This window comes from Microbacterium sufflavum (genome assembly GCF_023101165.1).
Classification (GTDB): Bacteria; Actinomycetota; Actinomycetes; order Actinomycetales; family Microbacteriaceae; genus Microbacterium; species Microbacterium sufflavum.
The window spans coordinates 938,519-956,351 of the sequence record NZ_CP078076.1 but is presented as its reverse complement, the minus strand read 5'-3'; the positions used below and the strand labels follow the sequence as shown (position 1 = coordinate 956,351).

17 protein-coding genes are annotated in these 17,833 nt (G+C 71.1%); 13 read left to right on the top strand and 4 right to left on the bottom strand.

Going from position 1 to position 17,833, the window contains the following annotated elements; genetic code table 11:
* Positions 1 to 13 precede the first annotated feature (13 nt).
* From KV394_RS04840 to KV394_RS04820, 5 genes are all read left to right on the top strand, one after another.
* The gene (locus KV394_RS04840) at positions 14 to 841 is read left to right on the top strand and encodes an ABC transporter ATP-binding protein (protein WP_136035175.1); all 828 of its coding nucleotides are present in this window, start codon (positions 14 to 16) and stop codon (positions 839 to 841) included.
* Complete coding sequence (locus KV394_RS04835; RefSeq protein ID WP_136044370.1) at positions 838 to 1,671, top strand: ABC transporter permease; 834 nt, start codon at positions 838 to 840, stop codon at positions 1,669 to 1,671. The genes KV394_RS04840 and KV394_RS04835 overlap by 4 nt, the downstream gene beginning before the upstream one ends.
* Positions 1,668 to 2,501, top strand: coding sequence for an ABC transporter permease (locus tag KV394_RS04830; RefSeq protein ID WP_247982441.1), 834 nt, complete (start codon positions 1,668 to 1,670; stop codon positions 2,499 to 2,501). Before KV394_RS04835 ends, KV394_RS04830 begins: the two co-directional genes overlap by 4 nt.
* 106 nt (positions 2,502 to 2,607) lie before the next feature.
* Positions 2,608 to 2,859 (top strand): type II toxin-antitoxin system Phd/YefM family antitoxin, encoded by a 252-nt coding sequence (locus KV394_RS04825; protein WP_136035172.1) that lies wholly within the window; start codon positions 2,608 to 2,610, stop codon positions 2,857 to 2,859.
* Positions 2,856 to 3,116 carry a Txe/YoeB family addiction module toxin gene (locus KV394_RS04820; protein ID WP_247982440.1) on the top strand — a complete coding sequence of 87 codons (261 nt, stop codon included), beginning with the start codon at positions 2,856 to 2,858 and terminating at the stop codon, positions 3,114 to 3,116. Before KV394_RS04825 ends, KV394_RS04820 begins: the two co-directional genes overlap by 4 nt.
* Positions 3,117 to 3,181: 65 nt before the next feature.
* On the opposite strand, the gene KV394_RS04815 is transcribed toward KV394_RS04820, so the two are convergent.
* Positions 3,182 to 4,258: an ABC transporter substrate-binding protein gene (locus KV394_RS04815; RefSeq protein WP_247982439.1), complete on the bottom strand. Its 1,077-nt coding sequence runs from the start codon at positions 4,256 to 4,258 to the stop codon at positions 3,182 to 3,184.
* 189 nt (positions 4,259 to 4,447) lie between these two features.
* Between KV394_RS04815 and KV394_RS04810 the strand changes: the two genes are divergently transcribed.
* Genes KV394_RS04810 through KV394_RS04790 form a run of 5 tightly spaced genes read left to right on the top strand, consistent with a single transcriptional unit; the run spans position 4,448 to position 8,729 of the window.
* Entirely contained in the window at positions 4,448 to 5,452 is a 1,005-nt protein-coding gene (locus tag KV394_RS04810) for an alcohol dehydrogenase catalytic domain-containing protein (RefSeq protein ID WP_247982841.1), read from the top strand.
* Positions 5,453 to 5,479: 27 nt separating this feature from the next.
* Positions 5,480 to 6,658: a CaiB/BaiF CoA transferase family protein gene (locus KV394_RS04805; RefSeq protein ID WP_247982438.1), complete on the top strand. Its 1,179-nt coding sequence runs from the start codon at positions 5,480 to 5,482 to the stop codon at positions 6,656 to 6,658.
* Positions 6,658 to 7,521: an amidohydrolase family protein gene (locus KV394_RS04800; protein ID WP_247982437.1), complete on the top strand. Its 864-nt coding sequence runs from the start codon at positions 6,658 to 6,660 to the stop codon at positions 7,519 to 7,521. Before KV394_RS04805 ends, KV394_RS04800 begins: the two co-directional genes overlap by 1 nt.
* 21 nt (positions 7,522 to 7,542) lie before the next feature.
* Positions 7,543 to 8,385, top strand: coding sequence for a DODA-type extradiol aromatic ring-opening family dioxygenase (locus KV394_RS04795; RefSeq protein ID WP_136035166.1), 843 nt, complete (start codon positions 7,543 to 7,545; stop codon positions 8,383 to 8,385).
* Positions 8,382 to 8,729 carry a hypothetical protein gene (locus KV394_RS04790; RefSeq protein WP_136035165.1) on the top strand — a complete coding sequence of 116 codons (348 nt, stop codon included), beginning with the start codon at positions 8,382 to 8,384 and terminating at the stop codon, positions 8,727 to 8,729. The genes KV394_RS04795 and KV394_RS04790 overlap by 4 nt, the downstream gene beginning before the upstream one ends.
* 204 nt (positions 8,730 to 8,933) lie before the next feature.
* Here the strand turns inward: KV394_RS04790 and KV394_RS04785 are convergent, their stop codons facing one another.
* Both KV394_RS04785 and KV394_RS04780 read right to left on the bottom strand, forming a co-directional pair.
* Positions 8,934 to 10,850: a hypothetical protein gene (locus KV394_RS04785; protein WP_282187139.1), complete on the bottom strand. Its 1,917-nt coding sequence runs from the start codon at positions 10,848 to 10,850 to the stop codon at positions 8,934 to 8,936.
* 100 nt (positions 10,851 to 10,950) lie between these two features.
* Entirely contained in the window at positions 10,951 to 11,979 is a 1,029-nt protein-coding gene (locus tag KV394_RS04780; RefSeq protein ID WP_247982436.1) for a hypothetical protein, read from the bottom strand.
* A gap of 528 nt (positions 11,980 to 12,507) precedes the next feature.
* On the opposite strand from KV394_RS04780, the gene dnaB reads away from it, so the two are divergent.
* The 3 genes from dnaB (at position 12,508) to KV394_RS04765 (ending at position 17,130) form a co-directional block, all read left to right on the top strand.
* The gene (gene dnaB, locus KV394_RS04775; RefSeq protein WP_062637804.1) at positions 12,508 to 13,881 is read left to right on the top strand and encodes a replicative DNA helicase; all 1,374 of its coding nucleotides are present in this window, start codon (positions 12,508 to 12,510) and stop codon (positions 13,879 to 13,881) included.
* A gap of 73 nt (positions 13,882 to 13,954) precedes the next feature.
* On the top strand, positions 13,955 to 14,701 hold the full coding sequence (locus tag KV394_RS04770) for a LysM peptidoglycan-binding domain-containing protein (protein ID WP_247982435.1): 747 nt from the start codon (positions 13,955 to 13,957) through the stop codon (positions 14,699 to 14,701).
* 77 nt (positions 14,702 to 14,778) lie between these two features.
* A complete protein-coding gene (locus tag KV394_RS04765) occupies positions 14,779 to 17,130 on the top strand; it encodes a metallophosphoesterase (protein WP_247982434.1) in 2,352 nt (783 codons plus the stop codon).
* Here KV394_RS04765 and KV394_RS04760 read toward each other — a convergent pair.
* Entirely contained in the window at positions 17,070 to 17,744 is a 675-nt protein-coding gene (locus KV394_RS04760) for a winged helix-turn-helix transcriptional regulator (protein WP_136028494.1), read from the bottom strand. The two genes, KV394_RS04765 and KV394_RS04760, sit on opposite strands and share 61 nt — an antisense overlap.
* Between the last annotated feature and the right edge of the window lie 89 nt (positions 17,745 to 17,833).

The window sequence follows — 17,833 nt, the reverse complement described above, 5'->3', positions numbered from 1 at the left end:
CGAGAGGTCGACGATGACTGACGTGAAAGACACCGCACCCTCCGCCACGGACCCGTTGATCTCGGTCACCGGACTCTCCGTGAGCTACGACGTGGCGCGCACGGGGAAGAAGCTGATCGCGATCGAGAACGTCGACCTCGACGTGTTCGAGGGCGAGTTCATCACGGTGCTCGGCCCGTCGGGGTGCGGCAAGACGACGTTCATGAACGTCATCGCCGGCCTCGTCGCGCCGAGCACCGGGTCCGTCCTGGTGGACGGCACGGAGGTCGACGGCCCGGGACCCGACCGGGCCGTCGTCTTCCAGGACTACGCGCTGCTGCCCTGGCGCACGGTGTTCGACAACGTGAAGTTCGGGCTCGAGATGCAGAAGGGCCTGCGCACGGCCGACTGGCGCGAGCGCGTGCAGGAGGCCATCGACATGGTGGGCCTCAAGGGCTTCGAGTCGTCGTACCCGCGGGAGCTGTCCGGCGGCATGCAGCAGCGGGTGGGTCTCGCCCGGGCGTTCGTCGCCGAGCCGCGCATCCTGCTGATGGACGAGCCGCTGGGCGCCGTCGACGCCCTCACCCGCGAGGTGATGCGCGACGAGATCGAGAAGCTGATCGAGAAGACCGGCAAGACCGTCCTGTTCATCACGCACTCGATCGAGGAGGCGATCCTCCTGGGCGACCGCATCGTGGTGTTCAAGAGTCACCCCGGCGCCATCAAGGAGATCATCACCACGGGGATCGAGCGGCCGCGCTCCGAGCGGTCGGTGCAGCACGATCCCCGCTTCCTCGAACTCCGCGACCACCTCTGGGAGGCGCTGGAGGGCGAGGCCACGGCGGCAGCGGTGTCGAAATGAGCGCGCTGCTCGCCACGGGACCGAACCTCGGACGCGGCGGGGTCGCCGCCTGGCTCGCGGGGCTGAGCACGCGCGGCAAGGCCGCGGTCATCGCGGTCGAGGTCGTCGTGCTCCTGCTGCTGTGGCAGCTCGTGGTCGGAGTCCTCGGCTGGATCAACCCGGTCTTCCTGCCGCCCCCGCTGTCGATCGCGCAGGGCTTCGGGGAGATCATCGCGAACGGGTCGCTCGCCGCGAACGCCGGGATCTCGGCGCAGGCGTGGCTGACCGGCTTCGCGCTCGCCGTGGTCGTGGGCATCCCGGTCGGCCTGCTGATGGGCTCGTCCCTCCCGGTCGACCGCGTGGTCGGTCCGATCGCCTGGACCATCTACGCCACCCCGTCGATCGCATACCAGCCGCTCGCGAAGGCCTGGTTCGGCTTCGGCATCGGACCGGTCATCTTCCTCGTCACGATCAGCGCGATCTTCCCGATCCTGCTGAACGTCGCCGCGGGCATGCGCACCACGAACCCGTCGATCATCCGCGCCGCCCGCGTGTACGGCGCGGGCCGCCTGCGGCTGTACCGCTCGGTGTACCTGCCGTCGACGATCCCGTTCCTGTTCGCCGGCCTCCGCCAGGCGGTCGTGCTCGCCACGATCGGCATGGTCGTGGCCGAGCTCGCCGGGTCGTCGAGCGGCATGGGCGCGCTCATCATCCGCGCCTCCAACACGTATCAGACGGATCAGGCGTTCGCGGCGATCGCGATCGTCGTGGTGTGGAGCGTGGGCATGACCCAGGTGGTCACCGCGATCGAGCGCGGGGTCGCGCCGTGGACGAGGAAGGGCAGGCGATGAGCGTCGTCTCGGCAACCGGCACCGTGCGGATCGTGCGGCCCCGGCGCGTGGTGCGCGCGGGCGAGGGCAGGTGGACGCTGCTGCTGATCGCGGTCGTGGCCGCCGTGCTGCTCGTGTGGGAGGCGGTGGTCACCTGGTTCCAGTGGGTGCCCGAGGCGTTTCTGCCCGCCCCCAGCGCGATCGCCGTGGCCTTCGGGCGGCTCATGGTCGACCCGGAGTTCTGGGGCGCCTTCGGCTTCAGCGTCACGAACCTGCTCATCGGCCTCGCCATCGCGATCGTCGTGGGTGTGGTCGTGGGGCTCGCGGTCGGCTGGTCACCGGTGCTGCGCTTCATGGTGGCCCCGTTCCTGTGGGTGCTGTACTCCACGCCCAAGGTCGCGCTCGCTCCGCTGTTCATCCTGGGCCTCGGGCTCGGCAGCGAGTCGAAGATCGCCCTCGTGATCCTGCTCGCGGTGTTCCCGATCCTGCTGAACACGATGGAGGGCGCGGTCACCGTGAACCCGTCGCTCGTGAACGCGGCGCGCGTGTACGGCGCGAAGGGCATCGGGCTGGGGTGGAAGGTCATCTTCCCGGCGACGCTGCCCTACAGCCTGTCCGGCATCCAGCGCGGTGCGGCCCTCGGCTTCACGGGCGAGGTGCTCGGCGAGTTCCTCGGCGGCACCGGGGGCCTCGGTCACCTGCTGGAGTTCGCGGCGTATCAGTTCCGCATGGACGAGGCGATCGCGATGGTCGTGGTGATGGTGATCATCGCGAACCTGACGCTGTTCCTCATCTCGGTGCTGCGCCGCAGGCTGGCGCCCTGGTACGACGAGCGGAAGATCGTCGGCTGACGCCGCCCCCGACTCCCGGCCCCCGTCTCATGCGCGACGGGGGTCGGGTCGGCCTTCTCGCCTCGCCGAGTGGTACGCTTTTCTGTACCACTCAGGAGGTGACGAGATGACGGCGATCTCCGCGACCGAGGCGCGGAAGAGCCTCTTCGGTCTCATCCAGCAGGTGAACGACGACCATGCTCCGGTCGAGGTCGTGTCCCGCCGCGGCAACGCCGTGCTCATGTCGAAGGACGACTACGACGCGCTCACGGAGACGGCCTACCTGCTGCGCAACCCCGTCGGCGCGGAGCGGCTCCTCTCGGCACTCGAGCGCGCCCGCCGAGGTGAGTCCGAGCAGCACGACCTGATCGACGAGTGAGCAGGCGGCTCGCCTTCGACCCGCACGGGTGGGAGGACTACACCTCCTGGCAGGGCCAGGACCGGAAGACGCTGCGACGGATCAATCAGTTGATCGCCGATGCCCTCCGTGACCCGTTCGAGGGCATCGGCAAGCCGGAGCCCCTGAAGCACGTGCTCTCCGGCGCCTGGTCCCGCCGCATCGACCAGACCCACCGCCTCGTGTACCACGTGAGCGACGAGCAGATCGTGATCCTCCAGGCCCGCGATCGCTACTGACCCGCGGACGCGACGAGGCCCCACCGCCATGCGCAACGGTGGGGCCTCGTCCGGGGGCGTGCGGCTCAGGGGTAGGGGAGCGTCGCCGGTCCCTCGTTGTCGAGCCCGAGCAGCTCCTGCGCCTTGAACAGGTGCGTGAGCTGCGCGTCGTCGAACTCCAGCGGCTCGAGCTTCTGCGTCTCGATCGTGGTGTCCCAGGCGTCCGCGTCGAAGTACAGGTTCGGGCAGGCGAGGTGGCCGTCGAGGATCCAGACGCTGTCGGAGTCGCGGAGCTCCTGCACGTCGAAGTCGTTGGCCTCGTAGATGTCCAGCGCCTCCTCCGCGTTCTCCGGGAACTCGCCCGGTGCCGGGGCGGTCATGAAGTCGGTGGCCTTGAGTGTGGCGCGCAGGAACCGCACGAGCGAGTTCGGGTTCTCCTTCACCCAGGCCGTGCCGGCGATCTGCACGTCGTTGGCCCAGTTGCGCAGCGACTCCACGACGATGTTCGCGCCGTGCTCCTCGAGCGCCGCACGGTCGTCGGCGTAGAAGGGCTGCAGCGAGATGCGGTCGTTCACGAAGAACTCGGTCCACGATTCGGAGCCGGGTCCGGGGTAGACGACCTCGGCGTTGATGCTCTCGAGGTCCCAGCCCTCTTCCGCGAGCACCTGTGCCCGCTGGAATTCGGCCGGGTCGCCGGGGGTTCCGGCGAGGACGATCGAGGTGCCGTCGAGGTCTTCGACGCTCTCCACGTCGGACTGGGCCGCGAAGTCGAAGTTCTGGCGGCAGTAGTGGCCCGACACCAGGTCGATCTCCACGCCGCCGCGGATGGCGTCGATCACGGTGCCGGTGGACTCCACGCCGATGTCGGCGCTGCCGCTCGCGACCGCGGCGGTGACGTTGTCGGCGGTGATGACCTCGACGGTGAGGCCCTCCTCCTCGTAGTAGCCGAGGTCGGTGCCGAGGACGAACATCGAGTACATCGTGACGTCGGGGAAGGGGATGGCCACCGTGATGCTGGTGTCTTCGGCGGCGCCGGGTTCCCCGTCGCCGAGGTCGACCGGGCCTTCGGGTGCGGGTGTCGGCGAGGTGCAGCCGGCGAGCAGCGTCAGTGCTGCTGCGCCTCCGGCCACGGCGAGGCCGAGCCTGGTTCTTGTCGTGCGCATGACTCTCCATTCGGGCAGTGCGTGCGCCCCTTCGTGAGGGGGGCGTCTCACGCGGATTTTGGGATACGGTATCCAATTTGGTATCGGCTGTCCATGCTTCGGCCGATATCGTGCTGACAACGGGGTCTGGACGACCACGATGAAAATTGGATACAGTATCCGAAACAGTCCCACGATGAAGAGGTGACCATGCGTGCCGCCGTGCTGAGCAGCCACGACCTGGACGGCCTGACCGTCACGGAGTCGGCGGTGCCGTCGGCCGCTCCGGGCGAAGTGCTGATCCGCGTCGAGACCGTGGGCATCAACCAGCTCGACCTCAACGTCATAGCCGGCGTCGGCCCCGGAGCGCACGCCCGGCTCCCGCGCATCCTCGGCATCGACCCGGCGGGGGAGATCGTCGCCGTCGGCTCCGGCGTCGACCCCGCGCGCCTCGGCCAGGCCGTGGTCGTCAAGCCCAACATCGCCTGCGGCACGTGCCCGCGCTGCCGCGAGGGAGACGAGGCCGACTGCCCATCGCAGACCGTCGTCGGCGTGCACCGCGACGGCGGCGCCGCCGAGTACGTGACCGTCCCCGCGCGCAACGCGATCGACCGCCACGACCTGACCGCCGCCGAGGCCACGGCCGTCGTGCACAGCGCCCCGATCGTGCTCAACGCCCTGCGGATCGCCGCGCTCGCCGCCGACGAGCGTGTGCTCATCACCGGTGCGGGCGGAACGCTCGGTCGCGCGGCCGTCGCGATCGCGCTCGCCCGCGGTGCCCGCGTGGTCGCCGCCTCCCGCCGCCCCTTGACGCCGGTCGGTGACGAACGGCTCGTGCACGCCCCCGATCCCGCCGCCCTGACCGCCGCACTCGCGGCCGAGGACGGCTTCGACGTGGTGCTCGACGTCTCCGGCCACGGCCCCACGCTGAGCGCCGGGGTCGCTGCGCTCGGCTGGGGTGGACGGGCCGTGTTCTGCTCGGCCTCGGTCGACCCCGACCTGCGGATCGATGCGCGCGACTTCTACCTGCGCCGCAAGCGCCTCGCGGGTGCCGCGAGCGCCCGGTACGACGACGTGGCGGAGGCCCTCGCCCTCGCCGCCGCCGGAGTGCTGCCGCCGCTCGCGGGCGCCCGGTACGCGCTCGACGACATCGCCACGGCCTACCGCGACTTCCCCCGCGCCGGCGACGGGAAGGTGATCGTGGATGTGCGCTGACCACGGGTATCGAAGAGGAGACCAGACGTGACGAGTACTGCACTGCCGGGCGCCGGGGCGCTTGCCGGGATCCGGGTGGTCGAGCTGGGCCAGTACATCTCCGGTCCCTTCGCCGCGAAGCTCCTGGCCGATCTCGGTGCCGAGGTGATCAAGGTCGAGTCGCCGGAGGGCGACCCGATGCGCCGGTGGGAGGGTCGAGCGACCATGAGCCCGCAGTTCGCCGCGTACAACCGGGGCAAGCGCGGGGTGGTGCTCGACCTCAAGACTCCGCAGGGGCTGGCGGCGCTGTTCGCCCTGGTCGCCGACGCCGACATCGTGCTCGACAACTTCCGTCCGGGCGTCGCCGAGCGGCTCGGTTTCGGTCCGGAGGCCCTGCACGCGCACAACCCGCGCGTCATCACCTGTTCCATCACCGGCTTCGGCCCCACGGGACCCTCGGCGAAGCGTCCCGCGTACGACACGGTGATCTCCGCGACCGGCGGCATGTACAGCCAGGTCGTCCCGGCCGACACGATCCGACCGCTCGGCCCGGCGTTCTCCGATCTGCTGTCCGGGATGTCGGCGGTCCAGGCGGTGCTCGCGGCCCTCCACGCCCGCGACGTGAGCGGGGAGGGCGAGCACGTCGAGGTGTCGATGGTGGGTGCGCTGCTCGACTTCCTCACCGAGTCCGCCTCGGCGTTCCTGGAGACAGGGCAGGTATCGTCGCCGGACTCGCGTCCGCGTCGCGCCCAGGCGTACGCGTGCCGCGGCTCCGACGGCAAGGCGTTCGTGATCCACATGTCGGTGCCGGAGAAGTTCTGGACCGGGCTGCTCGACGTGCTGGAGCGGCCCGACCTCGCCGACGACCCCCGGTTCGCGACCAGGGAGGGGCGCGTGCGGAACTACGACGAGCTCGACGCGGTGCTCAAGGAGATCGCCGCCACCCGTCCGCGCGCCGAGTGGCTGGAGCGCCTGGCCGCGCACGACATCCCGCACGGCCCGCTCAACACGATGGGCGACCTGTTCGACGACCCGCAGATCGCGAGCATGGGCCTGGTCGAGGAGATCGCGGGACCGGGCGGCGCGGTGCGCGTGCCGGTGCCGAGCACCCGGTTCCACCGCAGCGGCCGGCCCGAGCTGGTCTATGCGCCCGCGCTCGGGGCCGACACCGAGGAGCTGACCGGTCTGCGCACCGCGGCCGGAACCCTGAACGAAGGAGCGGCCTGATGCCCGGCATCGACGACCTGGTGGCGATCGACGTGCACACCCACCCGCAGACCGAGGAGTTCATCGCGGCGATGGGTGCGCGGCACACGCAGATGGCCGCGCACTTCGGACGGGAGCGGCCGGTCGTGTCGTTCGCCGAGCAGGCCGACCAGTACCGCGACCGCAGGATGATGGCCGTGATCGTCAACTCCGACTCGGAGACGACGAGCGGGATCAAGGGCGCCCCCAACGACCTGCTGGGCCGGGCGCAGCGAGACCACCCCGACGTGTTCCTGGCCTTCGCGGGCATCGACCCGTGGAAGGGCGAGGCGGCGATCGCCGAGATCCGCCGCATGCACGACGAGTACGGCATCAAGGGCGTGGGCGAGCTGAACCCGTCGCGGCAGAGGTTCCTGGCGAACGACCGTCGGTTCTGGCCGATCTGGGAGACCTGCGCCGAGCTCGGGCTGGTGGTCATGTTCCACTCCGGGTTCCCCGGTGCGGGCGCCGGCACCCCGGGCGGCGGAGGGTACCGGCTGGAGAACGCCCGCCCCGTGCCCTACATCGACGACGTCGCGGCCGAGTTCCCCGAGCTGAACATCATCAGCGCGCACCCGGCGTGGCCGTGGCACCTGGAGAACCTGGCGATGGTGTGGCACAAGTCGAACGTGTACCTCGACCTCTCCGGCTGGGCTCCGAAGTACCTGCCGCCCGAGGTGGTGCGCTACGCGGACTCGCTCATCTCCGAGCGGGTGCTGTTCGGCTCGGACTGGCCCGTGATGACCGCGGACCGGTGGATGGCGGAGTTCGACGAGCTCGGCTTCAAGGAGGAGTCGCGCCGCAAGATCCTGATCGACAACGCGCGGAAGCTGTTCCGGCTGTGACCGCGGAGAAGGGAGCCGACCGTGGCTGAACTGGTGCTGGCGGCGGCGACCCCGCACAACCCGCTGCTGTGGCGCGCGATGCGGGAGCCGTATCCGCCCGACCTGGTCGCGGTCGAGGCGAACTTCCGGCGCATCCGTGAGGCGATCGCCGAGGCCGAGGTCGACGCGCTGATCGTGCTCGGCACCGACCACGTGCGGCAGTTCTTCGCCGACAACTCGCCCGCGTTCATCGTCGGCAAAGCCGCGTCGTACCACGGCACGTACGAGAACGAGGTGCGCACGTTCGGCATGGAGTACGCCGAGCTCACCGGGCATCCCGAGCTCGCGGCGCAGATCGCCGGACGCGAGGTGCTGCCCGAGGCGATCGACTTCTCGGTGTCGCACGAGTGGCGGCTCGACCACAGCTTCGTCCTCCCGCTGCAGTACGTGCGGCCCGAGCTCGACCTGCCGATCGTGCCCATCCACGCGAATGCCATCCTGCCGCCGCTGCCCTCGGCCGCGCGGTTCGCCGCGCTCGGACATCACCTGCGCGCCGCGGTCGAGTCGTGGGACGGCGGGGCCAGGGTGGCGCTGCTCACCTCGGGCCACATGGCCACCGACGTCGGAGGGCCGCGCACGTTCAACGGCTCGCCCGACCCCGCGTTCGACGCCGAGGCGGTCGGGTGGATGCGCGACGGCGACCTCGACGCCGCGATCGCCGGCTGCCGGTTCGACCGCATCATGGCGGCGGGCAACGTCACCTACCAGTACGTGAACATCGTCACGGCCCTCGCCGCGATGCAGGGCCGCCCGGCCGAGCTGGCGGAGGCCACCACGTCGCGTTTCGCCTCGAGCCCGTTCTTCTTGTGGAGGTCTGCATCGTGAGCAGGTACATGATCGGCAAGTTCATGCGGGCGGTCGAGATGAGCACGGCCAACGTGAACGCGTACGTCGCCGACACCGAGGGCTTCGTCGACCGGTGGCTGGCGGGCGGCGCCGGGCCGGATGCGGTCGCCGACGACCGGGAGCTGACGCCGCAGGAGCGGGCGGCCTTCATCGCGCGCGACTACGGGGCGCTGTACGGGCTCGGGGCGCATCCGTACCTGCTGTGGCACTTCACGGAGGCGGTGTACGAGCACGAGTACACGGAGGGCTTCGGCTGGCGCGAGCTCGTGGAGCGCTACCGCGCGGCGATCATCCCGCACGGCGAGGTCGACGACATCCTCTGAGGCGGGCGACACCCGCGCTGACGGCCTGAGCGCAGGCGTGAACGGATGCCCCGTGGCGGTTCGCCACGGGGCATCCGCGTGTCGCGCGGCCGTCGCGCTCGGCAGAGGAGGTGCGGGGGACGCACCGCACGAGTGGACGCTGCCGCGCACCGGCGGAGCCGTGTCTCCTCCCCCGAGGACACCGGCGCCGCCGGGGCTCAGCGCCTACGCCGTGCGACGGCGCAGCAGGCCCGCACCTCCCAGAAGCAGCAGGGCGGCGATCGCCCACAGCGCGGGCGACGGTGCACCGCCGGTCATGGCGAGACCGGTGGCCGCACCGGAGACGGCTGCGCCCGACGCCCAGGCCATCCCGGACGCGCCCGGAGTGGTGCCGGGGTTCGTTCCGGGGGTGGTTCCGGGGTCCGTGCCCGGGTCGGTTCCGGGGTCCGTGCCCGGGTCCGTGCCCGGGTCGGTACCGGGGTCGGTTCCGGGGTCGGTTCCGGGCGTGGTGCCCGGGCCGGTCACGGTGCTCTCGCCCACGACCGAGATGGCGTTGCCGCCGATCGTGATCGGAAGCGTCACGGGCAGACCCAGCTGGGTGCCACCGAGGATGCCGCCCTCACCGGTGGTGATCCCGCCGCCGGTCGCCGGAGCGGTCGGGGTGGTCCCGGTGCCGGTGGTGCCGCCGGTGACGGTGGCGTCGTCGAGCACGGAGATCGCGTTGCCCGTCACGCCGATGGGGGCGGTGACGGGTGCGGTGACCTGGGTGCCGCCGAGGATGCCGCCCTCACCGGTGGTGATCCCGCCGCCGGTCGCGGGTGCGGTCGAGGTGGTTCCGGTGCCGGTGGTGCCGCCGGTGACGGTGGCGTCGTCGAGCACGGAGATCGCGTTGCCGGTCACGCCGATGGGGGCGGTGACGGGTGCGGTGACCTGGGTGCCGCTGGCGGTGCCGTCCTCACCCGAGGTGGCGGGCATGCCGCCGGTGGCGGGTGCGGACGGGGTGCCGCCGGTGCCGGTGGTGCCGCTCGTGGCGCTGTCTCCCAGGAGCGAGATGGCGTTGCCGGTCACGGTCACGGGGGCCGTCACCGGTGCGACGACCTGGGTGCCGCTGGCGGTGCCGTCTTCACCCGAGGTGGCGGGAGCGCCGCCGGTCGCGGGTGCGGTCGGGGCCGGCGTCCCGGTGCCGGTGGTGCCGCCGGTGACGGTGGCGTCGTCGAGCACGGAGATGGCGTTGCCGGTCACGCCGATGGGGGCGGTGATGGGTGCGACGACCTGCGAGCCGCCGACGACGCCGTCTTCACCCGAGGTGGCGGGGCTGCCGCCGGTCGCGGGTGCGGTGGGAGCCGTGCCGGTGCCGGTGCCGGTGCCGCCGGTGCTGGCGCTGTCGCCGAGCAGCGAGATGGCGTTGCCGGTCACGGTCACGGGAGCCGTCACGGGGGCGACGACCTGCGTGCCGCTGGCCGTGCCGTCCTCACCGCTGGTGCCCGCATCGACGCCGGTCGCGGGAGCCGGTGCTGCGGCCTCCGCGTCGGTCGAGGCCGACTCGGCGTCGCCCAGGAGCGACAGCGAGTTGCCCGACACGGTCACCGGAGCGTTGACCGCGAGCAGGGCCTGCGTGCCCGAGAGCACACCGTCCATGCCGTCGGTGTCGAGGGAAAGCACCCCGGCCGCGTCAGGGGCCTGGGGAGCCGCGCTCTGGGGTGGAGCGGCGGCCGGGGTGCTGGTCGTGGAGTCGTCGGTGAGGCTGATCGCGTTGCCCGACACGGTGACGGGCAGGTTCACGGTCACGACCGCCTGGGTTCCCGACGCGGTGCCCGAGCCACCGTCCGTCTCCGCAGCGGGTGCGGGAGCCGGAGCGGGAGCCGGAGCGGGCGCGGGGGCCGGAGCCGGAGCGGGGGCCGGTGCCGGAGCGGGCGCGGGGGCCGGAGCCGGGGCCGGTGCGGGAGCCACCGCATCGCCGAGCACGGAGATCGCGTTGTCCACGACCGTGATCGGCGCCGTGATGGGTGCCACCGCCTGGGTGCCGGAGAGCAGTCCGTCGTCTCCGGATGTCTCGGCCGCATTGGCGGCCGTCGCGCCGAGCAGGGTGATCCCGCCGGCGAGGAGCGCGCCCCACAGGGCTCGCTTCGCGTAAGTACGCATGATGGTTCTCCTGACATGACTGGGGTGTCTGATGGGTGCACGCGATGAGGTGCGCGCGCAGCACGGCATCTGCCATCCGCGGGGATGGCGCGACGGTCAGTCAGTCAGGAGAGACGTCGGTGTCGGCGACGGGCGAGCCGGGAAGGGCATCGTCCGAGGCGCCGGCAACCCGCTCCCAGGCACGGAGCGGGAGCACGCCGTCGTCGCCGAGGCGAGCGTGGGCGTACGGGGTGCCTCCGCCGGAGGTGGCGGAGGAAGACGGGGCGGCGGGAGCACCGGGTGGTGCATTGCCGGGCGCGGGGGTGTGATCGCCCGCGGCAGGGTCGGCGGGAGGCGCGGCCCCCTCGGCGCGTTCGTCGGAGGCGCCGGAGATCGCGGCGGACACGCCGGGCGTCGTCGCGCCGGGCAGCGCGGACGCGGGCGCGGAGGTGAGAGCCACCGCGGCGGCGGGGAGCGATCCGTCGCTCACCGGCGGAATTCCGGGCTGGAGGCCGTCGATCACCGGCGGCACGGTCTCGTCGACGGTGCCGCCGATCACGCCGGTCACGTCATCGACCACGCCCACCACCTCGGTCACGAGGTCGGACGCGCCGGAGTCCACGACGATCCCGCCGACGATCGGAAGGCGGCCGACGGCGTCGAGGATCGGTGCGGTCACGCGCGAGATGGGCGAGTCCGCGAGGAGGTCGGTGGTGGTGTCGACGACCGACGAGGTCGCGTCCGTCACCGTGCCGAGCACGGGCGCCGCGACCGACCCCACGACCGGCACGCTCTCGACCGTCTCCGTGACCGTCTCGACGACGGCGGGCGCGGCCTGCACGGGGGCGACCGCCTGCGAGACGACGGGGGCGACCACCTGCGTCACCACCGGGGCGACCACCTGCGTGACGACGGGCGCGGCCACCTGGGTCACGACCGGGGCGACGACCTCGTTCACGACGGGTGCCGTCACAGCGGTCACCGTCTGCGTGACCGCGGTGGTCAGGGAGTCGAGCGGGCCGGGCTTCTGCTCGTCCGCGTGAGCGGATCCGCCACCGGTGAGCACCGTGAGTGCGGCCCACGCGAGCGCGCCGAGGCCACCCCAGAGAACGACGGCGGGTACGCCGCGTCGGGTCGCTCGAGCGCTCACGTCGTCCTCCCCCTCTGAAGGCAACGCCATATCGATACGGGTGTGTCGATGGGGAGCAGAATACTCGCGGGGTCCCACCCTGTCCAGGCCCATTTACAACCGCGACGGGTGGTGTCAGATCGTGACGCGCCCGGCGGATTTCCGGCTTGACTTTCCCCAAGTTCTACACATGTCGCTCCGGCAGGGGAAACCTTCAACGCGCGATTTAAGCTCGTTTCCATCCACAGGGTGGGGAAACGAGAAATCCCAGGTCAAGGATCATAAAAAAGTTCTTCTTCACCACACTCCACCGGGTTATCCACACCCGTTCTGCACAGACACTCCGCGTTTCTCCGCACGCTCTCCACATGGTTATCCACAGGCTGTGTTGCACCGTGTGGAGACCGCTCATAGCGTGGTCGAGCGACCGAATGTCGGGGGCCCCTGTTTGTCTGGAACCGGCCGCCGCGCGGGCGTGGAACCACCGACGACCACTCGTCATCCGCTGTCGGAGTTCCGCATCGGAACCGTCGCATCGAAGGGAACACTGTGTCGATCGCCGACATCTCGGAGGAGCGCCTGGGAGGGCAGCGTCCGCCCGAGCGCACCCCGCCGCACGACCTCCTCGCCGAGCAGAGCGCCCTGGGCGGCATGCTGCTTTCGAAGGACGCGGTGGCCGACGTGATCGAGACCCTCAAGGGCGCCGACTTCTACATCCCGAAGCACGAGCTGATCTTCGAGGCGATCCTGTCGCTCTACTCGCACGGCGAGCCGACCGACGTGGTCGCCGTCACCGACGAGCTCATCAAGACGGGCGAGCTGAGCAAGGCCGGCGGCGCCGACTACCTGCACACGCTCACCTCGATCGTGCCGACCGCGGCGAACGCCGGCTACTACGCGGGCATCGTGTCGGAGCGGGCCATCCTCCGCCGGCTGGTCGACGCGGGCACCCGCATCGTGCAGCTCGGCTACGACGGCCAGGGCGACGCGACCGACATCGTCAACAACGCGCAGGCCGAGATCTACTCCGTCACCGGTTCGGAGACCGCCGAGGACTACGTGCCGCTGACGGTCGCGGTCGACGCGGCGGTCGAGGAGATCGAGGCGGCGAACGGCCGCGACGGCTCCATGACGGGCATCCCGACCGGGTTCCGTGAGCTCGACGAGCTGACCAACGGCCTCCACGGCGGCCAGATGATCGTCGTCGCCGCCCGACCGGCCATGGGAAAGTCGACGCTCGCGCTCGACTTCGCGCGCGCCGCCTCCATCGGCCACGACTTCCCCTCCATCTTCTTCTCGCTCGAGATGGGCAAGAGCGAGATCGCGATGCGTCTGCTCAGCGCCGAGGGAGCCATCCCGCTGCAGAACATGCGCAAGGGAACGCTCGACCCGCGCGACTGGACCACGGTCGCCGCGACCCGCGGCCGCATCAACGACGCGCCGCTCTACATCGACGACAGCCCGAACATGACGCTCGTCGAGATCCGCGCCAAGTGCCGACGGCTCAAGCAGCGTGCCGGGCTGCGCATGGTCATCATCGACTACCTGCAGCTGATGACCTCGGGCAAGCGCGTCGAGTCCCGTCAGCAGGAGGTCTCGGAGTTCTCGCGAAGCCTCAAGCTCATCGCCAAGGAACTGCAGGTGCCGGTGATCGCGCTGTCCCAGCTGAACCGTGGTCCCGAGCAGCGGCAGGACAAGAAGCCCGCCATCAGCGACCTGCGTGAGTCGGGCTCGATCGAGCAGGACGCCGACATGGTGATCCTGCTGCACCGCGACTCCGTGTACGACAAGGACGTGCGTCCGGGCGAGGCCGACCTGATCGTGGCCAAGCACCGTAACGGCCCGACGGCCACCATCACGGTCGCGTTCCAGGGCCACTACTCCCGCTTCGCCGACATGGCCCCCGGCGGCGACTTCAACTGATCTGTGCACGGAACGCCGGTCGCCCGGGCCCGTCGCGCTGGCGCGGGCGGGCGCATCCTGACAAGCTGACGGGATGAACCGCGCCCGCGCCATCGTCGCCGTCGTCGCGGGGGTGGCGGTCGCCGGTGTCGCGGCCCTCGCCGTCCCGGCTGTCGTCTCCGCCGTCTCCGCGCCGTCCGAGACGTTCACGCACGCGCCGGCACCGGCCCCCGCCGCGGTCGACGAGTCGGAGTCCGCACCGGGCGAGGGCGACCTGGTCGATCTCGGCGACGGCGTCTCCGTGCCCGCGGGCGGTCCGGGGGAGTGCACCACGAACTCGCTCATCAACATCGTCGCCCAGGACGGAGAGGCGCCGCATGGGAAGCTGCTCGGCGACCTCGTCGAGATGGGGGCGTCCGACCTCGCGAACGGCACCCCCGTGCTCGGCGACGACGGTAAGGTCTTCGCCTACGAGGTCGCCCCGGGCGACAGCCTGATCGCGATCGGCCAGCGGTTCTGCATCGACTACGTCACCGTCTCGATGTACAACCACGTCGACGGCATGACCGTGCACCCGGGCGACGTGCTGATCCTCCGACCCGACCCGGCCCTCCCGTGGATCGACCAGTACGGGCCGTTCCAGGCGGAGGCCGGCACCTCCACCATCCCCTACGCCAACGCGTTCATCGAGTTCTCGAACGCGATCGCCGCGGGCGACCTGGGCGCGGCGCGCGTCGTGTGGCAGCGCCTCGGCCCAGATGTCTCGCCGGAGGGGCAGGCCGTGGTCACGCAGGCCCTCGCCGACGAGGACTGGGACGTGCTGCACCAGCTCTTCCCGTGACCTCGCGCCACAGGCCCTTGTGGCTCCCGCCCCGGCGGGTGTAAGACGGAGCCAGTCGAAGTGGACTGGGGTTCGACATGGGGACGTGGACGCGCGCACGGCGTCGTGCGCTGGCGGTGGTCGGAGCGACCGTGATGCTGGTCGGCGCGCTCGTGCCCGCCGTCGCCTCCGCCGCCGACGAGACCTTCACGATCGTGGTGCTGCCCGACACACAGGGCTACACCGTGTCGAGCACGTACGAGCAGACCATGGCCGCGCAGACGCAGTGGATCGTCGACTCCCGCGCGCAGCTCAACACGAAGTTCGTGATCCAGGTGGGCGACCTCGTCGAGTCGTGGCCGAACGTGAACCACTGGGAGCGCGCGAGCCGATACATGAAGACGCTCGACGACGCGGGCGTGCCGAACTCGGTGCTGCCGGGCAACCACGACCTCGACATCACGACCGGCGAGTCGAGCACGTACGACACCTACTTCCCGCCGGGCCGGTACTCCGCCGCCTCGTGGAACAGCCCGACGGTGTCGTACGGCGGATACCTGGGGCAGAACCAGTTCGGGCCCGACGGCATCGACCGCAAGAACAAGGACAGCTACAGCCTGCTCACGGTCGGCGACACGAAGCTGCTGCTGCTGAGCCTCGAATTCGAGTCGCCCGCCTACACCCTCGCGTGGGCCCAGCGCGTGCTCGACGCCCACCCCGACCGCAAGGTCATCCTCGCCACGCACGGCTTCATCAACACGGGCGGCACGCGCGCGACGCACGTCATCCGCACCGACGTCACCCCGGTGTCCGCGGTGACGCTGTGGAACGACTTCGTGTCGCAGAACTGCTCCATCTTCCTTGTCGTCAACGGCCACTGGCACGACGGCGACATCGGCGAGGCGCGGCGCACCGACCCGAACTCCTGCGGCACGCCCGTGCACCAGATCCTGTCGAACTACCAGAGCCGCGCGAACGGGGGCAATGGCTGGCTGCGGTACTACACGTTCGATCCCGCCGCGGGCACGGTCGACGCCTTCACCTACTCGCCGACCCTCCAGCAGTACGAGACCGACGCCGGGAGCCGCTTCACCCTCCCGGTCGACCTGGAACCCGGCACGGATGAGGTGCTGCTCGCGGGCGGGTCGACGTGGAAGTGGCGCAACTCGACGCAGGCGTGGCCGACCGGGTGGACGACCCTCGGCTTCGATGATTCCGGGTGGGGTTCGGGGAGGGCCCCACTCGGATGGGGCACCGCTGCCGTCACCTCGATCGACCTCGGGCCGCCGAACACCAACCGCGCCCGCGCGATGCTCTTCCGCACCACCGTGACCCTCGCCGACATCGACGAGCTCAGTGGCGTGACCGTGAGCACCCGGGCCGACGACGGGGTGGCGGTGTGGGTCAACGGCACGCTGCTGGGCACCTCGCACCTGCAGTCGACCGCGCCGACCAGCGCGACCTATGCCGACGCGGTGCGCTCGACGAGTGTCGCGACCGCCGACCCCGCCGTGTTCGCGGTGCCGTCCGGACTGCTGCGCGAGGGGGCGAACGTGATCGCCGCCTCGGCCCACGTGAACTACCGCGGCACGCCGGACAGCACGTTCGACCTGGTGATGACCGCACGCCGCACGACCGTCGACCCCCCGCAGGACCCTCCGGGCGCCCCCGCGGCCACCGCGACCGCCACGTCTCCCACGAGCGTGGACATCGCGTGGTCGCCGGGCCCCGGAGGTGCGGTGAGCGGTGTGGAGGTGTCGCGCCCTGGAATGACGACGCTCACGGGGACAGGGGCGACGGGGGTGGTGACGGACGCGGCGGCACCGGCGGGGAGTGCGGTGTCGTACGCGGTGGTCGCGATCGGGCCGGACGGTGCGCGGTCCGCCGCGACCACGGTCTCCGTCACCACACCTCCCGCGGCCACGCCCGTGCCGGCCACGCTCGTGCGCAGCGACGCCGCCTGGCGCTTCCGCTACGCGGCCGGAGCCTGGCCGACCGGATGGATGGGCGTCGCGTTCGACGACACGGCGTGGGGGCAGGGCGCCGCACCGCTGGGCTTCGGCAGCGGCATCACGACGGTCGTCGACGTGCCACCCCCCACCACGCAGCGCCCCATCAGCATGCTGTTCCGCACGTCGTTCACGGTCACCGACCCCGCGAAGCTCTCCGAGCTGGTGCTCACGGCGCGCGCGGACGACGGGGCGGTGGTGACGGTCAACGGCGTCGAGGTCGGCCGGCTCCGCATGCCGACGACGACCGTCACCTCGACCACGTACGCCACCGCGGCGCCGAACACGGCCGCCGCGGTCGCCTCACCGCTCGTGATCCCGATCCCCGCGTCGTCGCTGCGCGCCGGCGTCAACGTGATCGCCGTGTCGACGCATCTGAACTACCGCTCGACTCCCGGCGTCTCGTTCGTCGCGACGCTGGAGGGCAAGACCCTTCCCTGAGCCGCGTGCTCGCGCAGGGCGAGGTGCACGCGACAGGAATGCGCGTCGGTGAACGGCAGCACGCGATCGATCACGACCGGTCCGCCCGCGCGCTCCAGCAGTGAGCGCAGCAGCTCCTCGTGCACGCGGCAGGCGACCGGTCCGTCGTCGGCGAGCAGGGCGTGGAAGCGGCACGGTGCGAGCTCGATCGTCAGCGCCTCCTCGTCGACCTCGGGCTCCAGCCCCACCTCGTCCAGGTGGTGGTAGAGCGCGTCGAGCTGGTGCGTCGCGTCGGTCGGCAGGGTGGACTCGGTCGCCGGGAGCACCGCGCGCATGAGATCGCCGTGCCGGATCGCCTCACGCAGATGCCGCTCCGCGACCTCGTTGCGATCGGTCGCTGTCACCACCGCGAAGCGCAGCCGGGGTCGTCCACGGCGGCCGGTGTGCTCGACCTCGGAGCGCACGTGCCCCTCCTTCTCGAGGATCCGGAGGTGATCGCGGAGGGTGTTGACGTGCAGGCCGGTGATGGCGGACAACTCGGCGAGACCGATCCCCGGGGTGTCGAGCAGGGCGTCAAGGACCCGCAGGCGACTCGACTGGGCAAGACCGCGGTAGGCGTCGATAGGACGTGGCATGTTACCTATTATCCGCGCAGGTCGGAGAACGGGCGAATTGCACGGCCCGCGTCTGCGCAGGCTCCCGGCCGCCTGGGTAGCGTGGGGCC